The sequence below is a fragment of the Paenibacillus sp. FSL K6-1096 genome, from assembly GCF_037977055.1.
Classification (GTDB): domain Bacteria; phylum Bacillota; class Bacilli; order Paenibacillales; family Paenibacillaceae; genus Paenibacillus_AQ.
On record NZ_CP150274.1, the window covers coordinates 1597805 to 1615322 of the forward strand.

13 protein-coding genes are annotated in these 17518 nt (G+C 53.0%); 4 read left to right on the forward strand and 9 right to left on the reverse strand.

What is annotated here, in order from left to right:
• Positions 1–3910: 3910 nt before the first annotated feature.
• From MHI24_RS07085 to MHI24_RS07110, 6 genes are all read right to left on the reverse strand, one after another.
• Positions 3911–5077, reverse strand: a complete 1167-nt coding sequence (locus MHI24_RS07085; protein WP_340024891.1) for a collagen-like protein — start codon at positions 5075–5077, stop codon at positions 3911–3913.
• Between the two features lie 29 nt (positions 5078–5106).
• On the reverse strand, positions 5107–6819 hold the full coding sequence (locus MHI24_RS07090; RefSeq protein ID WP_340024892.1) for a glycosyltransferase: 1713 nt from the start codon (positions 6817–6819) through the stop codon (positions 5107–5109).
• A 224-nt stretch (positions 6820–7043) separates the two neighbouring features.
• The gene (locus MHI24_RS07095) at positions 7044–8093 is read right to left on the reverse strand and encodes a sugar phosphate nucleotidyltransferase (protein ID WP_340024894.1); all 1050 of its coding nucleotides are present in this window, start codon (positions 8091–8093) and stop codon (positions 7044–7046) included.
• A 19-nt stretch (positions 8094–8112) separates the two neighbouring features.
• Positions 8113–8886, reverse strand: coding sequence for a hypothetical protein (locus MHI24_RS07100; RefSeq protein ID WP_340024895.1), 774 nt, complete (start codon positions 8884–8886; stop codon positions 8113–8115).
• A gap of 31 nt (positions 8887–8917) precedes the next feature.
• A complete protein-coding gene (locus MHI24_RS07105) occupies positions 8918–10177 on the reverse strand; it encodes a glycosyltransferase family 2 protein (RefSeq protein ID WP_340024896.1) in 1260 nt (419 codons plus the stop codon).
• Complete coding sequence (locus MHI24_RS07110) at positions 10174–11298, reverse strand: glycosyltransferase family 2 protein (protein ID WP_340024897.1); 1125 nt, start codon at positions 11296–11298, stop codon at positions 10174–10176. Before MHI24_RS07110 ends, MHI24_RS07105 begins: the two co-directional genes overlap by 4 nt.
• A gap of 178 nt (positions 11299–11476) precedes the next feature.
• On the opposite strand from MHI24_RS07110, the gene MHI24_RS07115 reads away from it, so the two are divergent.
• The 3 genes from MHI24_RS07115 (at position 11477) to MHI24_RS07125 (ending at position 15504) form a co-directional block, all read left to right on the forward strand.
• Positions 11477–12664, forward strand: coding sequence for a glycosyltransferase (locus MHI24_RS07115; protein WP_340024899.1), 1188 nt, complete (start codon positions 11477–11479; stop codon positions 12662–12664).
• Between the two features lie 23 nt (positions 12665–12687).
• Entirely contained in the window at positions 12688–14871 is a 2184-nt protein-coding gene (locus tag MHI24_RS07120; RefSeq protein ID WP_340024900.1) for a glycosyltransferase, read from the forward strand.
• Between the two features lie 66 nt (positions 14872–14937).
• The gene (locus tag MHI24_RS07125) at positions 14938–15504 is read left to right on the forward strand and encodes an acyltransferase (RefSeq protein ID WP_340024901.1); all 567 of its coding nucleotides are present in this window, start codon (positions 14938–14940) and stop codon (positions 15502–15504) included.
• Positions 15505–15537: 33 nt separating this feature from the next.
• Here the strand turns inward: MHI24_RS07125 and MHI24_RS07130 are convergent, their stop codons facing one another.
• Entirely contained in the window at positions 15538–16101 is a 564-nt protein-coding gene (locus tag MHI24_RS07130; protein ID WP_340024903.1) for a hypothetical protein, read from the reverse strand.
• Positions 16091–16369 carry a hypothetical protein gene (locus tag MHI24_RS07135; protein ID WP_340024904.1) on the reverse strand — a complete coding sequence of 93 codons (279 nt, stop codon included), beginning with the start codon at positions 16367–16369 and terminating at the stop codon, positions 16091–16093. The genes MHI24_RS07130 and MHI24_RS07135 overlap by 11 nt, the downstream gene beginning before the upstream one ends.
• A gap of 211 nt (positions 16370–16580) precedes the next feature.
• Here MHI24_RS07135 and MHI24_RS07140 point away from each other — a divergent pair, with 211 nt between their 5' ends.
• Positions 16581–16943 (forward strand): hypothetical protein, encoded by a 363-nt coding sequence (locus tag MHI24_RS07140; RefSeq protein ID WP_340024906.1) that lies wholly within the window; start codon positions 16581–16583, stop codon positions 16941–16943.
• Between the two features lie 139 nt (positions 16944–17082).
• Here the strand turns inward: MHI24_RS07140 and MHI24_RS07145 are convergent, their stop codons facing one another.
• Positions 17083–17487: a MerR family transcriptional regulator gene (locus MHI24_RS07145; protein ID WP_340024907.1), complete on the reverse strand. Its 405-nt coding sequence runs from the start codon at positions 17485–17487 to the stop codon at positions 17083–17085.
• Positions 17488–17518 lie beyond the last annotated feature (31 nt).

Consider the following 17518-nt stretch of genomic DNA (forward strand, 5'->3'; position numbering starts at 1 on the left):
GGCCCGTCGTTCCGGTCAGCCCAATTGGCCCCGTCGTTCCGGTCAGCCCAATTGGTCCCGTCGTTCCGGTCAGCCCAACTGGGCCAGTGGTTCCTGTCAACCCAATTGCTCCGGTCGTTCCTGTCAATCCAATTGGTCCCGTCGTGCCCGTCAACCCGACTGGTCCCGTCGTTCCTGTTAACCCGATTGGGCCCGTCGTTCCGGTCAACCCAATTGCTCCGGTCGTTCCGGTCAATCCAATTGCTCCCGTTGTTCCCGTTAACCCGACTGGTCCCGTCGTTCCGGTCAATCCAATTGGTCCCGTTGTTCCCGTCAGCCCAACTGGGCCAGTGGTTCCTGTCAACCCAATTGGTCCCGTCGTTCCGGTCAATCCAATTGGTCCCGTTGTTCCCGTCAGCCCAACTGGGCCAGTGGTTCCTGTCAACCCAATTGGTCCCGTTGTTCCCGTCAGCCCAACTGGGCCAGTGGTTCCTGTCAACCCAATTGGTCCCGTCGTTCCCGTCAACCCGACTGGGCCCGTCGTTCCGGTCAATCCAATTGGTCCCGTCGTTCCCGTTAACCCTACTGGGCCAGTGGTTCCTGTCAACCCGACTGGGCCCGTCGTTCCTGTTAACCCCACTGGTCCGGTCGTGCCTGTTAACCCGATTGGTCCCGTCGTTCCCGTCAACCCAACTGGGCCTGTCGTGCCCGTCAACCCGATTGGGCCCGTCGTGCCCGTTAACCCTACTGCTCCGGTCGTGCCCGTCAACCCAATTGGTCCTGTCGTGCCCGTTAAACCTACTGCTCCGGTCGTGCCCGTCAACCCAATTGGTCCTGTCGTTCCTGTCAATCCAATTGGTCCCGTTGTTCCCGTTAACCCGACTGGTCCCGTCGTTCCCGTCAACCCAATCGGTCCCGTTGTTCCTGTTAACCCGATTGGTCCCGTCGTTCCCGTCAACCCAATCGGTCCCGTTGTTCCTGTTAACCCGATTGGTCCGGTCGTTCCTGTTAACCCGATTGCTCCGGTCGTTCCTGTTAACCCGATTGCTCCGGTCGTGCCCGTTAATCCTACTGCTCCGGTCGTGCCCGTCAACCCAATTGGTCCTGTAGTTCCTGTCAATCCAATTGGTCCTGTGGTTCCCGTTAACCCTACTGGTCCCGTCGTTCCTGTCAACCCAATTGCTCCGGTCGTTCCTGTCAATCCAATTGCTCCGGTCGTTCCTGTCAATCCAATTGCTCCGGTCGTTCCCGTTAATCCTACTGCTCCCGTCGTTCCTGTCAGTCCGATTGGTCCGGTCGTGCCCGTCAACCCTACTGGGCCTGTCGTTCCTGTCAATCCAATTGCTCCGGTCGTGCCCGTTAACCCGACTGGGCCCGTCGTTCCGGTCAGCCCAATTGGTCCCGTCGTTCCGGTCAGCCCAATTGCTCCGGTCGTTCCGGTCAATCCAATTGGTCCCGTTGTTCCCGTTAACCCGACTGGTCCCGTCGTTCCCGTCAACCCAATCGGCCCGGTCGTTCCCGTTAATCCCACTGGTCCGGTCGTGCCCGTTAATCCTACTGGTCCCGTCGTTCCGGTCAATCCGATTGGTCCGGTCGTGCCCGTCAGCCCGACTGGTCCCGTCGTTCCCGTCAACCCAATTGCTCCGGTCGTGCCCGTTAACCCGACTGGTCCGGTCGTGCCCGTCAACCCAATTGGACCTGTCGTGCCCGTTAACCCGACTGGTCCCGTCGTTCCCGTCAACCCAATTGCTCCGGTCGTGCCCGTTAACCCGACTGGGCCCGTCGTTCCCGTCAACCCAATTGGACCTGTGGTTCCCGTTAATCCCACTGGTCCGGTCGTTCCTGTCAATCCAATTGCTCCGGTCGTTCCCGTCAATCCAATTGCTCCGGTCGTTCCCGTTAATCCTACTGCTCCCGTCGTTCCTGTCAATCCGATTGGTCCGGTCGTGCCCGTCAACCCGATTGGGCCCGTCGTGCCCGTTAATCCTACTGCTCCCGTCGTTCCTGTCAATCCGATTGGTCCGGTCGTGCCCGTCAGCCCGACTGGTCCGGTCGTGCCCGTTAATCCTACTGCTCCCGTCGTTCCTGTCAATCCGATTGGTCCGGTCGTGCCCGTCAACCCGATTGGGCCCGTCGTGCCTGTTAACCCGATTGGTCCGGTCGTGCCCGTCAGCCCGACTGGTCCCGTCGTTCCCGTCAACCCAATTGCTCCGGTCGTGCCCGTTAACCCGACTGGTCCGGTCGTGCCCGTTAACCCGACTGGGCCCGTCGTTCCCGTTAATCCTACTGGTCCCGTCGTTCCGGTCAATCCGATTGGTCCGGTCGTGCCCGTCAGCCCGACTGGTCCGGTCGTGCCCGTTAATCCTACTGCTCCCGTCGTTCCTGTCAATCCGATTGGTCCGGTCGTGCCCGTCAGCCCGACTGGTCCGGTCGTGCCCGTTAATCCTACTGCTCCGGTCGTGCCTGTTAACCCGATTGGTCCGGTCGTGCCCGTTAACCCGATTGGGCCCGTCGTGCCTGTTAACCCGATTGGTCCGGTCGTGCCCGTCAGCCCGACTGGTCCCGTCGTGCCCGTCAACCCGACTGGTCCCGTCGTTCCCGTCAACCCAATTGCTCCGGTCGTGCCCGTTAACCCGACTGGTCCGGTCGTGCCCGTCAACCCAATTGGACCTGTCGTGCCCGTTAACCCGACTGGTCCCGTCGTGCCCGTCAACCCGACTGGTCCGGTCGTTCCCGTCAACCCAATTGGACCTGTCGTGCCCGTTAACCCGACTGGTCCGGTCGTTCCCGTCAACCCGATTGGTCCGGTCGTGCCCGTCAACCCGATTGGTCCGGTCGTGCCCGTTAACCCGACTGGGCCCGTCGTTCCCGTCAACCCAATTGGACCTGTGGTTCCCGTTAATCCCACTGGTCCGGTCGTTCCTGTCAATCCAATTGCTCCGGTCGTTCCCGTCAATCCAATTGCTCCGGTCGTTCCCGTTAATCCTACTGCTCCCGTCGTTCCTGTCAATCCGATTGGTCCTGTCGTGCCCGTTAATCCTACTGCTCCCGTCGTTCCTGTTAACCCGATTGGTCCGGTCGTTCCCGTTAATCCTACTGCTCCCGTCGTTCCTGTTAACCCGATTGGTCCTGTCGTTCCTGTTAACCCGATTGGGCCCGTCGTGCCCGTCAGCCCTACTGGTCCCGTCGTTCCAGTCAACCCAATTGCTCCGGTCGTGCCCGTCAACCCGATTGGGCCCGTCGTGCCCGTCAACCCGATTGGTCCCGTCGTGCCCGTTAACCCGATTGGGCCCGTCGTACCCGTTAACCCTACTGCTCCGGTCGTGCCCGTCAACCCAATTGGACCTGTCGTTCCTGTCAATCCAATTGGTCCTGTGGTTCCCGTTAACCCTACTGGTCCCGTCGTTCCCGTCACCCCAATTGGACCTGTCGTTCCTGTCAATCCAATTGGTCCTGTGGTTCCCGTTAACCCTACTGGTCCCGTCGTGCCGGTCAATCCGATTGGTCCCGTCGTTCCCGTCAACCCAATTGGTCCTGTGGTTCCGGTCAACCCAATTGGTCCGGTTGTGCCCGTCAGCCCAATTGGACCTGTCGTTCCTGTCAATCCAATCGGACCTGTCGTGCCCGTTAATCCCGTTAATCCCGTCAATCCGGTCATTCCCGTAAACCCTCTCGACCCTCTAGCACCTGGAGTCCCTCTTGCGCCTGAAGTACCTGTAGGCCCGGTTGTTCCTGTAGGCCCTGTAGGCCCGGTTAATCCTCCGACTCCCATTAAGTTGTCAACCCCTCGCTGTTACAGAATTACAATCCACAAAAATACCTCCAACATTATCCATTTTTATCAATAAATTAAGAAACGGGTACTCATCCTTAGAAAAGGAAGGTATCCGTTTCAATATTATTTGAATGAGAGAGAAGTACACTCTGACAATTAAGTCAAGGCGAAAATAGTCACTTGACCATAAAAATTACCGCCCGGGCTATTTAGAATATCGTTTGTTATAGAAGTAAGAGGTTCAACGAGCCAAAACTGCATATATACGTTGCCGCCTAGAGCATCTACAAGCAACACTGCAGACACTGGAGTCACAGGATTACTGATGCCAGGCACCTGAGCTCCTGAAGAATACCTATTATAAGAATCGGCATCAAAACTATCAGGAACATCATCACTCAAAGCTACTCCAATCACCGGTGCACCATTCGGAGCATCCGTATAGCCAACATTAAAGTTAAATGAGACCTGGTAGATATGTCCTGCAGGCAACATAAATGTATTGCCTTTGTCTACATTTTGAAGTTCAGGATCAGGGAAAAGGTAAAGCTGAATCAAATTTTCCGGATCAGCAATCCATCTGTTGAAACCTTCGATGATAGTATTAGGGGTCTCAGATGGATACGTGATTTCATTAATTACATATGTTCCGAAAATAGAGGTAATTGATCCTGTAATTCCAGTATTACCTGTGACTCCTGTGACTCCTGTAACTCCTGTAACTCCTGTAACTCCTGTAACTCCTGTAAGACCTGTGTGTCCCGTTAATCCTGTATGCCCAGTAAACCCTGCACCTGTTGTTCCCGTTACTCCCCCTGGCCCAGTTGTTCCCGTAACCCCTACTCCTGCTGGTCCCGTTGTTCCCGTTACTCCTACTCCTGCTGGTCCCGTCGTTCCCGTTACTCCTACTCCTGCTGGTCCCGTTGTTCCCGTTACTCCTACTCCTGCCGGTCCCGTTGTTCCCGTTACTCCTACTCCTGCTGGTCCCGTCGTTCCCGTTACTCCTACTCCTGCTGGTCCCGTCGTTCCCGTTACTCCTACTCCTGCTGGTCCCGTTGTTCCCGTTACTCCTACTCCTGCCGGTCCCGTTGTTCCCGTTACTCCTACTCCTGCTGGTCCCGTTGTTCCCGTTACTCCCGTTACTCCTGTATTCCCTGCTCCCGTTGGTCCCGTCATGCCTGTGTAACCTGTGAGACCCGTTACTCCAGTCTTACCTGTATTACCAGGTCTACCTGACCCCCCGTCTATTCCTCCACTTCCTCTAGGGCCTCTTGCACCCGTTGTACCCGTTGGTCCTGTCGGTCCAGTTATTGATACTGCCATTATTATTTATCCCCTTTCAACACTTAGTTTCAATTTTCTTCTATTGTTGAAGGCTTCCGTCTCACAAGGGTAATCTCACTGCTCTCCATGAAGGCTTCAGGCAATGCAATAAACTCTCCGCTAATTGGATTACACCCTAGAATTGTCTCACGTGCTGCCAGCCGATTTCTCCTAACCTTCCAGTATGCCTGTTCTACTTCACCTTCCTGTAAGCATAAATTAAGAGAAAGCATAGAATGTAGACTGGCTTGTGAACTCTTCATTGCAGCTAATGCTTCCCGGTCCTCTCCATCCACTTCATCGTAGGGATTCAGCCATAGTACATAAGGGGATGTCAATAGTCCTTCTAACCTCTCCCAAAGCTTAGACGGTTCTTCCTCGGAGGGGAGAGGAAGAACCGTCGCCCCCAATTCACCGGCAAGCTTATTAGCTTCCTCTTCTATTCCAGCACCGATTACAATCCACTGATCTGCGAATAGCTGCCAGTTCGCTGCCCACTTCCGCAGCGCTGATAACGGACCATCTTCCTTGCAGAGCAGTGTGATTACAGACCAGGAATTCTCTCGAGTTGTATTGCAACGAAGGGAGGTTTGCTGCAGATAAAGTGAACAAAAGCTGTGGTTACCCGAAGAATCATCTTCTACCGCCCGCATTTCTTCTTCCAGATGCGATAGCTTCTCCGACGCTTCCGTGAATGAAGGGGAATACTCTAACGCCCTGCGGTACCAGATGCTGGCCTCACCGGACATACCGCACAGCACATAACAGTTCCCGATATAATAGCAGGGATAGAAGGTTCCCGCACCTTTGAGAACCATATACTGAAGAGCATTCTCTCCAAGCGTAAGACAATGCTCGAAAGCGGAGATCGCAGCCTCTATCTGGCCGGTATGCATCAGAATGCAGCCCTTATACAGATGCAGGTCCACATAATCCGGGTAGAGGCTGATAGCCTTATCAATGCCTGGCCAGCCTTCCTTGAAGCTGCCCATCGCCACCAGACAGCCATACTTGAGCTTGTAAAAAAGCGATGGCGGTAACCTTGTCTGCCCCAGCGAAGCGGCAATGGCCAAATTAACCTGCTGGAAGGCAAGTGCATACTTCCCCACCCGCTGATATTCACTTGCTATATGGTAAAGACTCCACGGATCGGGGTTCGGATGATTTGTCACGGCCTCCTGCAGCAGCTTCAGATTGCGATCATGCTTGGACTTCAGGGATGTTACGGACTGCAGATAGCCATAATGGAGCAGCCGGACGGGAAGCTGGAACGGAGTGCTGGTATCTTCCCGGTTATTCGTCCCGGGCCAGCTTAATTGCTCATGAATAACTCCGGTGAAATGAACCCCCTCTCCGTTACGAAACAGGCGGCACTGGGACAGCCGGTAAGCTTCATCTGCCTGGGGCCGGTATAACCCATTGAAGTGGATCGTTTCCAGAGCTGCCAGTTTGTAATCCTGCAGGGTACTTACTATCTGAAGCTTAAGTGCATCGCCAGCAGCGAGCTCTTCATCTGCATCCATCCACAGGATCCATTTCCCTGTTGCATGAGCGAGGCTGTAGTTGCGTGCTTCCGCGAAGCTCTCCTTCCAGGGGAATTGAAGAATGGTTGCACCGAAGCTGCGGGCAATGTCCAAGGTCCTGTCACGGGAGCCTGTATCCGCCACAATTATCTCATTTACCCCTTCGTGCACACTCGCCAGACAGCGTGCAATCCACGGCTCTTCATCCCTGACGATCATGCACAGAGAGATTAATGGGACGTTCTCCCTCGCTGTGTTCAGCCATCCTGGGACTACCTCCCTTCCATAATGGACTTACCGGACCATGCGGACGGACCGGGCAGGTGGATGTTCACATCGCGATTAACATCACCCCTTTACCTTATGACGGTTATCGCCCGCATAGAACATTGTCGGATAAAGTCGGACAATCTAGATATGAAATTAATGAGGTACTGCCTGCCTCATTCGATGGGAAGGTACTCCTTCCGGTCCTCCGGGTCCGGCCCGGGAAGCAGATGCTTCAGATGGTCTGCTGCATCTTTACGGGCGACCAGAATGCCGCCGGGGCCTGCTGCCACGATTACATCATCCAGCCCGACAAGCATGACCGGAATATCCAACTCGTTGACAATCTGGCAATTCACAGAGTCTGCACTGACCTGGCCCCATCCCAGAACAGAGGAAGCTAATTCTTCAGAGAGCGTGTTCCAGGTTCCTAAGTCCTTCCAACCGTCGTGATAGGGCACACAGATCAGGCGGCTGTTGCCTTCCAGCACCTCAACATCGAAGCTGCTCTTGGGCAGGCGGTGATATTGCCTTTGCAGCTCTGCATAATCCTTTGGATAGCCCGCAGCTTCCAATCTGTTCAACTGGTCGCATAACCGGAAAGCGAAGATGCCGCAGTTCCACATCGCCTGCTGCTCCAGCAGCGCCTCGGCTGCCTTCTTGTCTGGCTTCTCCACGAAGCAATCCACCGGCACATAGGCCGGGTTCTCGGGCTTCCCTGTAATGGCGGCAGAGAGGAGGGACGGAACAATATACCCATATTTACCTGAGGGTCCATCCGGCTTCACTCCGAGCAAGGCAATTTCCGCACCGGACTGCCGCAGCGCCCGGTCCAGCTCTGCCAGCTTGAAGAAGAATTCGTCGTTCACATACGCATCAACAGGCAACACTATGACAGTCTCATCGGGGGGAATCTTCTCTACCGAATATAGATAGACCGAGGCGAGGCTGACTGCCGGAAAGGTATCTCTGCGCCTCGGTTCAATAATAACCTTAGGAGCCGTGCGGAGCTGTTTACGGATCAGCATCTCTTGTCCGCTTGAGGTTGCAATATAGACTTCATGGTCAAGACCCGCTGCCGATAACTGCCGCCAGATCCGCTGAAGCATGGACTCTCGCCCGCCTCCCGGAGCAGGCAGCACCTGAAGGAACTGCTTGCTCCGGATACTGCTGGAGAGCGGCCATAAGCGTGTGCCGGAGCCGCCAGATAGAAGCACCAGCTTCATGGTTCATTCCTCCCTTCCATTATTGGAAGTCGTCTGCCGTCAGATTGACTGTGCTGAACTGCTCTTCGGTATCCCAAAAGGTCAGCATCCCGTACTTTTTACGGTTATCCAGGTATTGGGGGATTCCCGCCTTTCTCAAACCATCGCTCATAATGACATATTCGTAGCGGGGAGTACCGTCATCGTACCGGACATGCTCCAGAATGTCCCGGCGTATCAGATAGGTGCAATGGATGACGTCAACCTGCACCAGACCTTTCACAGTCTGATACAAGTAATAGAAATATAAATCGTTACTCTTGAAGTAACCATCTTCGTGCACCATATTATGATAGTTGGAATACAGACTTAAAGGGGATTCAGCGACAGTAAGCAGTGGACCGACTACTGGCAGATTTGTTAAGAGCAGGCTCTCGAGTGTATCCGAGGCAATGAAATTATCACAATCTGCTACAAAATAATGGGTGTTTCTTAATTTAGCCCATTCGATAGACTCTTGACGCAGCCTGCCAATTACTTTTAAGCGCTCATAAGTCCATTCATGCGGAGCATAATTCTGCACAGGCTCTTCCACATCACTGGTATTCAAGCATACCTCATTGTATCTCTCGCCCACCCGTTCGACCCATTCTCTAAGAATCTCTTCGGTCCGGTCATTGTTGTTGTTGGTCCGAATGTACAGTTTGATCTTTGAGGCAGGATATGACTGCCGCTCAATAAGCTCCAGATAGAGCGGCAGTACATGTGCCTTGTCCTTTGCTAGTATAGCGATCGTTACCAGATCTTGTTCCATGATTGTCCTCCTGTCCGAAATGAGCTTCGCTTTATATTTCTATTGAGGATGTAGCATTCTCACGGTCACGGTCTGCAGAGGCCGCGCGGGCACTGATGGTAGCACCGCTGACTAAGCCGAAGAACGGACTCTGCATCGGCTGTTCAATATCCTCCGGATAGAGCATGGCGCTATCCTGTCTGATCATGTACCGCGCACCTTCCCCACAGCGAAGAGAGACCACTTGGTATTGATGGAATAAGGACAGCTTCAGCCCAGTGAATCTCCGGCGCTCATCCGGCGTGAGGATATCGCCTTCCTGCAGCCAGAGAATATAAGGCTCAGTTGCCATATGACTGATCCATTCCCGCAGCATACGCATATCATGCTCCCCTTTCACGGTGTAGACCTGCGGTGTATAGCGGGCTGCGGTTTGCGCAATGCGTTCATTGCCGGATGGGTCCACCACAATCATTTGTTCCACTATCCCTGCAAATGAAGCCAGCGTCTCTTCCAGTGCAGCCTCGTCTTCGGGTGCAATAATTCCCACACATACCCCTACGGCCGGAGTATAGATCAGATTATGGATATCTGACCCCCATTTCTGGAAAGCCTTCTTCTTGTTCTGTTCTAGAAGTGTATTCAGATCGAAAGAAGATTCCTGCCCCATACTGGCATGGCCGATATGGTGAATGAATGAATCCAAGGCAATCAGCAGCTTATAGCCATGCTGGAGTGCCCGCAGACATAAATCGTCATCTTCGTAATTCCCCAGGCCATACCGTTCATCGAACCAGCCAATCTCCTCCAGAACACTGCGTTTAACCAGCAGACAGAAGCCGATCAGGCGTCTTACCTCCTGCACCTGGCCGCGCTTCGACTCACAGTACTCTGCCGCGAACGCCTCCATATCCTTGAGTTCACTGTAAGTCACCGGTATACATTGATGTCCGCTAATGTAATTCGTAACAGGTCCTGACATGCCTGCCATGCTGTCGCTGTTCAATGCATGAAGCATAGGCGCCAGCCACCCGGGAGGAACTACGGTATCATTATTAAGGAACAGAATCGCCTCACCTTCCGCGAGCTCTCCTCCCTGATTGCAGCCTTTGGCAAACCCCAGATTCTCCTGATTCTCAATTAGCTTCAGTTCAGGATAATGTTCCTTCAGGTATTGCACCGTTTCGTCACTTGAGCCGTTGTCAACGATAATGATCTCATGCTCCTCAGGTGTATTACGCTTGATGCTCTCCAGACATTGAATGGTTAAGGGTAACTTATTGAGAGTGAGAATAATAATACTCGTCTTCACTGGACCAACTCCTTTTGTTCTTCAGGCACGTAGACATTAATCTCGACATGTTTGTCTCCCAGCAACTTCGTATAGTAATCCCTGTTGTATATACTACTGGCGTTTTCTGGATATAGTGCAAAAGAAATTTCATTTCTAAAGTCAGCATAGGTGTGATCACCCAGCTTATCGTAGCAGACACAGAGCTGCAGATTCGGGAGCCACGTGCTTGCAGAATAAATCTCTGTGCCCGGTTCACTGATCTTAGGGAGAGACGGTGCAAGCTTGAACCAGTAGACTGCTTGTTCGTATTGCTCTAATTCCATGTAATAAAAGCCAATTCTACAGCACACATCCGGGCGCGGGAGACTATAGTCAAACGTGCGGCACAGGGCGAGGAGCTGCTCCTGCTTGTTTCCAAGCGCTCCATGGCTGTCCGACAGCCTCAAGCACGCCTGAATATTATCCTCTATCCAGCCTTCGCCTTCAGATAAGAAGCGCTCATAGTTCTCCACCGCCTCAAGGTAGAATCCATGATCGTATAGTTCATTGGAGTAATAGATCCGGTCCCTGGCGGTAAACGGCTTATCCTCAGCGATCATCTTACGGTAGATATTAAGGTTACGCTGCGTATACTCCTTGTCTTTCTTATGTGTAACACAGACGTCGCTCTCGAGTATAGGCGCTGTGACCTCAATATACTCATGAACAGCGCCGAACCACTTGAATCCGCAGTCGCGTCTGATCAGACGGTTGCGTCTGAAGCTGTAGAGTGACTTCCCATGCTCATCCGTTATGAGAATATAAGACATGGATATGGCATGATATTCGGAAGTCATTGTAGCCTTCAGCCTCTTGAACCGCTCCCGGTCGATCTCCTCAATGACATCATCTGCATCCAGCCACATGATATACTCACAAGCCGCTTGGGCGAATGCATAATTGCGGGCGGCTGCGAAATCATCGATCCATTCAAAATCATAGATCGTGGCACCATATTCGGCCGCTATCTCTTTGGTACGATCTGTTGAGCCTGTGTCTACGATGATGATCTCATCCACAATATCCGCAACCGATGACAGGCATCGTCCCAGGCTCTTCTCTTCATTGCGTACAATCATACACAAGCTAATGGTCGGCAAATCTTCTCCTCCTTCATGCAAATTCTGAATATCCGGACTTACCGGATTTCTCGTATATGTATATGCCGGTCTTGCTGGATCATTCGGCCGGATTTCCCCGCATGAATTCCATTCCGGTTCATAAGCTAGTACAGATACCCCTGCAATAATTTGTCCACCAAGATTGAAGGAGGAACATATGCATACGATTCCCGCCTCGCTCCATAATCGTTTATACCGTTATGGCACCAGATGCAGGATTTCCTCTGATGGTGTGTTATCGTTGCCGGAACAGACAGCAATCGGCTCCGGTGTGCTGGTACGGGAAGGCTACCGGTGGGATATTCCATCTCCCGCCAAGGATGGCTTACCCCGGATTGTGATCGGTGACCGCTGTGAATGCAATCGGTTCCTGACGATCCATGCAACAGGCAAGGTGGAATTGAAGGCAGATGTAATCACAGGCCCGCATGTGTATATATCTGACACCATGCAAGCCTGGCAGACTGAAGCTAGTGTCTCTACGGTAACAATCGGTGAAGGCTCTTGGATCGGCGCGCATTCCTCTATTCTGGGCCAAGTGAGGATTGGAAGAGGCTGTGTGGTCGGTGCAGGCAGCGTAGTTCTCCGGGATGTGCCGGATTATTGCGTGGTCGCCGGTAATCCGGCCAAGTTCCGCCGGGTCTATGAGCCGTCTAGCGGGGAGTGGGTTAAGGTACATACCGAGGCAGAAGCCAGGGAGGTACTTGTACGCAGAAGCAAGGAACCACTGCTGTCCATATGCCTGCCGGTACGCAATCAGGCCGGAGAGCTGCGGCGCTGTCTGGAGTCCATCTATGCCCAGACGGATGATGACGGATTAATTGAGGTCTGTGTTCTGGACGCTGCCCAGGCAGAGGAAGCAGATCAGGTGGCGCGTCATTTCGGAGATCTGTACCGCAGCTTCTGCTACCACCGCAATACGGCTTCTATTGATAGCAGTCATCTTAACCTGCATGCTGCAGACATGGCCCGCGGGAAGTTTATCTTGCTGCACGAGCCGGGAACATCCTTCCATCCTAATACTCTTACTCCACTTCTGAATATAATTCATACTCATCCTGACTGTGCTGTCATCCTGCTTCAGCCTGCGCTCATCCGAACCACTCCACAGTCTGAACGGCTTGAAGGACTAACCGAATTCGTCAAGCGTACAGCTTCATCTTCTTCTCTTCCGGTAATTCTGAACCGGAGAGAGTGGGAGCGTACTGGCGCTTCTGCACAAGCGAAACATTATCTGAATCCATGGTTATCCCGGCAGCATGCTCTATTACAAGCAAATCCCCAGTTCTGCCTGTGCCGTTATACCCTGACCAAGACTGAGGAAGCTTCCCCATCAGCTCCCTAATTATTACTTGCAGTAAAAAATGCTTGGCACAAAGAATCAAGGAAGGAATGACCAGCGACATGGATGACCGTAAAATTTGTTTCATCATGTGTGTGAATAATGAGGAATTAGCAGAACGCAGCCAGCAAAGTCTAAAGCAATTAATCAAGCCCGACGGATTCACCGTAGATCTCCAAATCGTTAGGAATGCTTCGGGACTGGCAGCAGGGTACGATCAGGCGATGCGCCAGTCGGATGCCAAGTACAAGGTATATCTTCATCAAGATGTCCATATCCTGAATCCCCAATTTCTTGGAGACCTCGTGCGGCTGTTCTCCGATTATCCCTCACTCGGCATGATCGGGGCTGTCGGGGCGAAGATGCTGCCGTCTTCCGGGATATGGCAGGCTGCTTCACAGAAATACGGTAAAGTGATCGATAGCCATACAGGTGCGACTCAGTCTACTGAATTCATGCAGCCGGATGGTGATTATGAAGCTGTAGAGACGATCGGCGGACTATTGATGGTTACACAATACGACCTTCCCTGGCGCAGGGACTTGTTCACAGGCTGGCACTTCTACGATGCTTCCCATTGCCAGGAATTCATCAGCAGCGGTTATGAGGTAGGTGTTCCCAAGCAGCATTTGCCTTGGTGTCTGCATGACTCTGATACCCTGGACCAGACCGATGCTTATGAAGATGCCCGGCGGATATTTCTGGAATATTACGGATATGGCAAAAACCATGGACAGCACCGGCTCCACCGACTTGGCAGCGGCTGCAACATCCATCCCACCTGTGAGTTATCGGGGGCGGCCGGGATCGCCTTGGGCAATGAAGTTAAGCTGCAGGCAGATTGCAGCATCGCGCTGCCCTACAATAATATTGTCAGCGAGCCGCGTATCCAAATTGGCTCCGGTAGTGATATCGGACGACGGTGTAGCCTATCGGCAGTGAACCGGATTGTTATTGGCTCACAGGTGGCCATCTCAACTGATGTGCATATCTCCGATCACAACCTTGCCTATGAGAACATCCATCTTCCTATCATGAAGCAAGGGGTAGATTCGTGGAGCCATACCATAACGATCGGCGCTGGAAGCTGGATTGGTGCCAACACTGTTATCGCCGGAGAGGTATCGATCGGCAAGGGCTGTGTCATTGGCGCTGGCTCGGTAGTTGTATCAGGCACAGTAATTCCCGACTATTGTGTAGCTGCAGGTATGCCTGCCAGAGTAATCAAGCAATATGATCCCGGCTCCCGGAAATGGCTAAGGACCGTTGTATCGCCCGGTACGGAAGCTGACCGTCCCGCTGACGAGACGCCTGTGCAGCCGCTAATGAGTATTTGCATCCCTGTTTATAACTGCGGACAAGAGCTCGAGCTTTGCCTGAAGAGTATTTACAGCCAGAATGCCAGGGCGGATGATTTCGAGGTCATTGTATCCGACGATGCCTCCACAGATCACACGGAGGAGCTGATGCGGGGGTATCAGGAAAATTATTCAAACCTCCGCTACTACCGTAATGAACAGCACGTAGGGGCAGACGGCAATACCCTGAAATGTGCCGGTTATGCCAGGGGAGAATTCATCAAGCTGCATAGCGGCGAGGATTACTGGCTCCAAGGCTCCATGGATGCCTTGTGTAATCAGATCGAACAGAACCGGGATTGCAGCCTGCTTTTCCTTGATATCCTTAGTAACTCCGGAGTCGTGAACCGGGGATCGGGAATCAGTAATTATGTGGAACAAGTCTCGATCTACAGTACATTTCTATCGGGAATCATTATGCGGAGGAAAGAATTCGAACAGATTGCCGCGCCTGAGCTTTTCATACATTCGAATCTGATCCAAGTCTATCTGGAGCTCTCAATACTGGAGATTAATCCGGATTATTGTGTGTATCACCGCAAGCTGCTGGCCAGCAGCGACAAGGTTGCAGGAGGATACAGCTTCGCTCAGACCTTCATTAATTCATACCTGGATATTCTTAATCACTTCCTATACACAGGATTGGATGCAGCCGTACTGGCAGCCGAGAAGAAGCAGATCGCCCATACCTTTCTGCTCTGGTGGTACAATTACATGCTGGAGAAGAATCTTGAGCAACTGCAGCCCGGAGATTTCGCACAGATCTTCGTTGCAGCCTACCAGGATGAATCCTATTATCCAGACCTGCACGAGCGGTTGCATAGGATTCAGGCCAAGCATCTAAAAATTTGAGGCCATATAACCGCCGGGCAAGCCCCCTCAGGCTTGTCCGGTCCATCAGAAAGGAGACATCAGAACATGGAAAATGTCAGCCCGGAATTTCAAAACCGCTTCATTACCTTCGGACCCGGCAGTCTCATCATGCTTAAGACCGATATCAATTGTCCGGAGAAAGTCGCTATCGGCCGTAATGTTCTTATTCAAGAGAATAGCTGGTTCACGGTTGTTCATCCCGGCCAGGGGGAGCCACCCGCAATTTCGATCGGAGACGGCTGCAGTTGCAGCCGCAATCTGATCATTACTGCTGCGAACAGCGTCATTCTTGAAGAGAATGTCATCGTCGGTCCGGATGTCTACATCGCCGACACTGACCATCAGTACCGTCAAGTCGGCATCCCCATCCGTGACCAGTGGATTACCTCCCCTAGCCAGCAGGTGCGGATCGGTGCCGGCAGTGAGCTTGGCGCCCACTGCGTCATTGTGGGCAACGTGACGATTGGCAAGGGCTGCAGAGTCACACCAAACAGTGTAGTAACTCGTGATTTACCGGACTTCTGTGTCGCGGCGGGCAACCCTGCCAGAGTGGTGGACACTTACGACCCGGAAGCGGGGGAATGGCAAGTCTCCGGTGAGGACGGAGGCTGAGAGCGATTTGGGCCAGCAACCCATACAGTATGCCTACAAGGAACGCTTCAGATTGGACGAGGTCCGGATGCCTGAGTAGTCAATGGGCTGGGCTGCATTCACTGATTGCACTCGCTTAGGCTGCTGGAGCTCCACAGACTTCTTCGGCAGCTTAGGCTGAAGTACGGGCTTCGTCTGCGGCCGCTGTAGCCGCTTGTGTTCGCCTGATGCACGCGCTCCTGCGGTCTGTCCCCGCTTGTTGCGGGACGTCCGTTTGCGGATGGCCTGTTCGGAGCGCCGCTGAGGGAAGCGGCCGGACTTGCCCGAAGCATAGGCAATCTTACGCCCGGCGACATAGGCAGCCGCAGGCCGGACAGTCTTCTTAATGAGTGCAGAAGCCTGAATTGAGCGCTCAGGCTCTTGCCTCACTGCTTCCTGGACGGGAGACTGAACCCGCTCAAGCAGCCGCTCGGTCTCGCGCATGAACAGCTCCAGTTCCGCGTCCGCATTAACCGAGAGCCGCAGGCAAGCCTGTTTCAACTGCTCCATCTGCCCCATCGTTTTATGAATCGCCTGCACCAGCAGCTCATCCTCCGATTTGCGGACTTCAGCCTTCATACCCATTCACCTCTCGCGCCAGCCGCCTGCTGATCTCCAGCGTCCGGCAGATCATCGCCTGATGCTGCGCCAGGGCAACGATAACTCTGGCTACCGCCTCCTGAAGAGCATCAAGACGTACCGGGTCTAGTTCTTCCTCCCAGCCGTCATCCCCATCTACCATATATTCCAGCTTGCGGATTTCAGCCGCGATCAAAGCAGAGACCGCCTCTTCCTCGAGAGCCGCAGCCATCATAATCGCTTTGATCAACCGTTCCCGCTTTAGCATCGCTTCCTCACCTCCGCCGCTTGGCTCAATTTCTTTACTGTTATATATATGTTCTTTTGACTTGTCCCTATCACCTATAGTCCAAGGTATATCGGATTTGCCGGATTTCAGAGAATAACAGGAATAGGACAATCTGTGCCTGGTGTATACATAACTATAACCGGACCGTTCCAAGCGTAAGGCAACCTTTAATCTTCTGGAGGAGATTTGCATGTCCATGCCCCACATTCCCAACATCACCCCTGATATCTCACTCACGCGGGAAGAGAGCATCTCTCTGCTGTTAACCTCGATTGCCATCAACGAGATGTCCCTGTCTCACATCATCAATGCCGAAGCGGAAGCGATGCAGGCCTTCGTGCAATCCAACCCCGGCAATATGAATTTCCGCAATATGATCCAGTTAAACAATACAACCGCTAGGCTGCTAGAAGAAATCACCAGAGGCCAGTGGTTAAGTCTAAGCAAAATGGACCGGATTCTGCGGCTGCTGGGCGATTCTGTAAGTCTCTCAGAAAAATTGATAGATGAACTCACCGAAACCGAGACAGATGTAGAAGAGGATGAAGAATAACGGGCCTCCGTTGTTCTTCAGCAGGGTTGACAGGCCGGAGAAGTCCGGGATCGTGGACAACACCTGAAGCTGTCAGGCGCCAAAATGGACAAGCCTTACTCAGATCCTTAACCGCCCGCACCGTTGCCGGATTGTTCCTCTATTGCACCTTCCATTGGTTCAGGTGGCCGGCAAGCCGGATCAGCTCATTGGCCAGTGCCGACAGGGAGGCCACCAATTGCTGCTGTTGATCGGTCTCGGCAGCAGCGGCAATTGGGCTGCTCTCCTTTTCAGACTCTGGGGCTGGAGCTTCCTGTTCCCCTTTGCTGTACATCGGGAAGCCTTCCTCGATCAGCAGGCGTACAATCGTACTTAGATGGTAGCGCTCCATGCGCAGCTCGCTGATCCGTTTTAACAGTTTCAGAGTTTCATAGGGATAGAGCATCTGGTCGCCCTGACGGATTCCCTGCACGAAGTAAGAGAAGTAATCGAGCCATCGCTTCACAGTAGTCGGGGGCAGCTTTGATAAATTAATCATTTCCAGTTGAGTGTAATGGCGGACCATAACATCGCTCCTCTATTAAATGGACTTATTT

Excerpts from the sequence above, each read along its gene's own strand:
- MHI24_RS07085 (WP_340024891.1), bottom strand. The coding sequence starts at position 5,077 with ATGGCAGTATCAATAACTGGACCGACAGGACCAACGGGTACAACGGGT.
- MHI24_RS07090 (WP_340024892.1), bottom strand. The coding sequence starts at position 6,819 with ATGATCGTCAGGGATGAAGAGCCGTGGATTGCACGCTGTCTGGCGAGT.
- MHI24_RS07095 (WP_340024894.1), bottom strand. The coding sequence starts at position 8,093 with ATGAAGCTGGTGCTTCTATCTGGCGGCTCCGGCACACGCTTATGGCCG.
- MHI24_RS07100 (WP_340024895.1), bottom strand. The coding sequence starts at position 8,886 with ATGGAACAAGATCTGGTAACGATCGCTATACTAGCAAAGGACAAGGCA.
- MHI24_RS07115 (WP_340024899.1), top strand. The coding sequence starts at position 11,477 with ATGCATACGATTCCCGCCTCGCTCCATAATCGTTTATACCGTTATGGC.
- MHI24_RS07125 (WP_340024901.1), top strand. The coding sequence starts at position 14,938 with ATGGAAAATGTCAGCCCGGAATTTCAAAACCGCTTCATTACCTTCGGA.
- MHI24_RS07130 (WP_340024903.1), bottom strand. The coding sequence starts at position 16,101 with ATGAAGGCTGAAGTCCGCAAATCGGAGGATGAGCTGCTGGTGCAGGCG.
- MHI24_RS07135 (WP_340024904.1), bottom strand. The coding sequence starts at position 16,369 with ATGCTAAAGCGGGAACGGTTGATCAAAGCGATTATGATGGCTGCGGCT.
- MHI24_RS07140 (WP_340024906.1), top strand. The coding sequence starts at position 16,581 with ATGTCCATGCCCCACATTCCCAACATCACCCCTGATATCTCACTCACG.
- MHI24_RS07145 (WP_340024907.1), bottom strand. The coding sequence starts at position 17,487 with ATGGTCCGCCATTACACTCAACTGGAAATGATTAATTTATCAAAGCTG.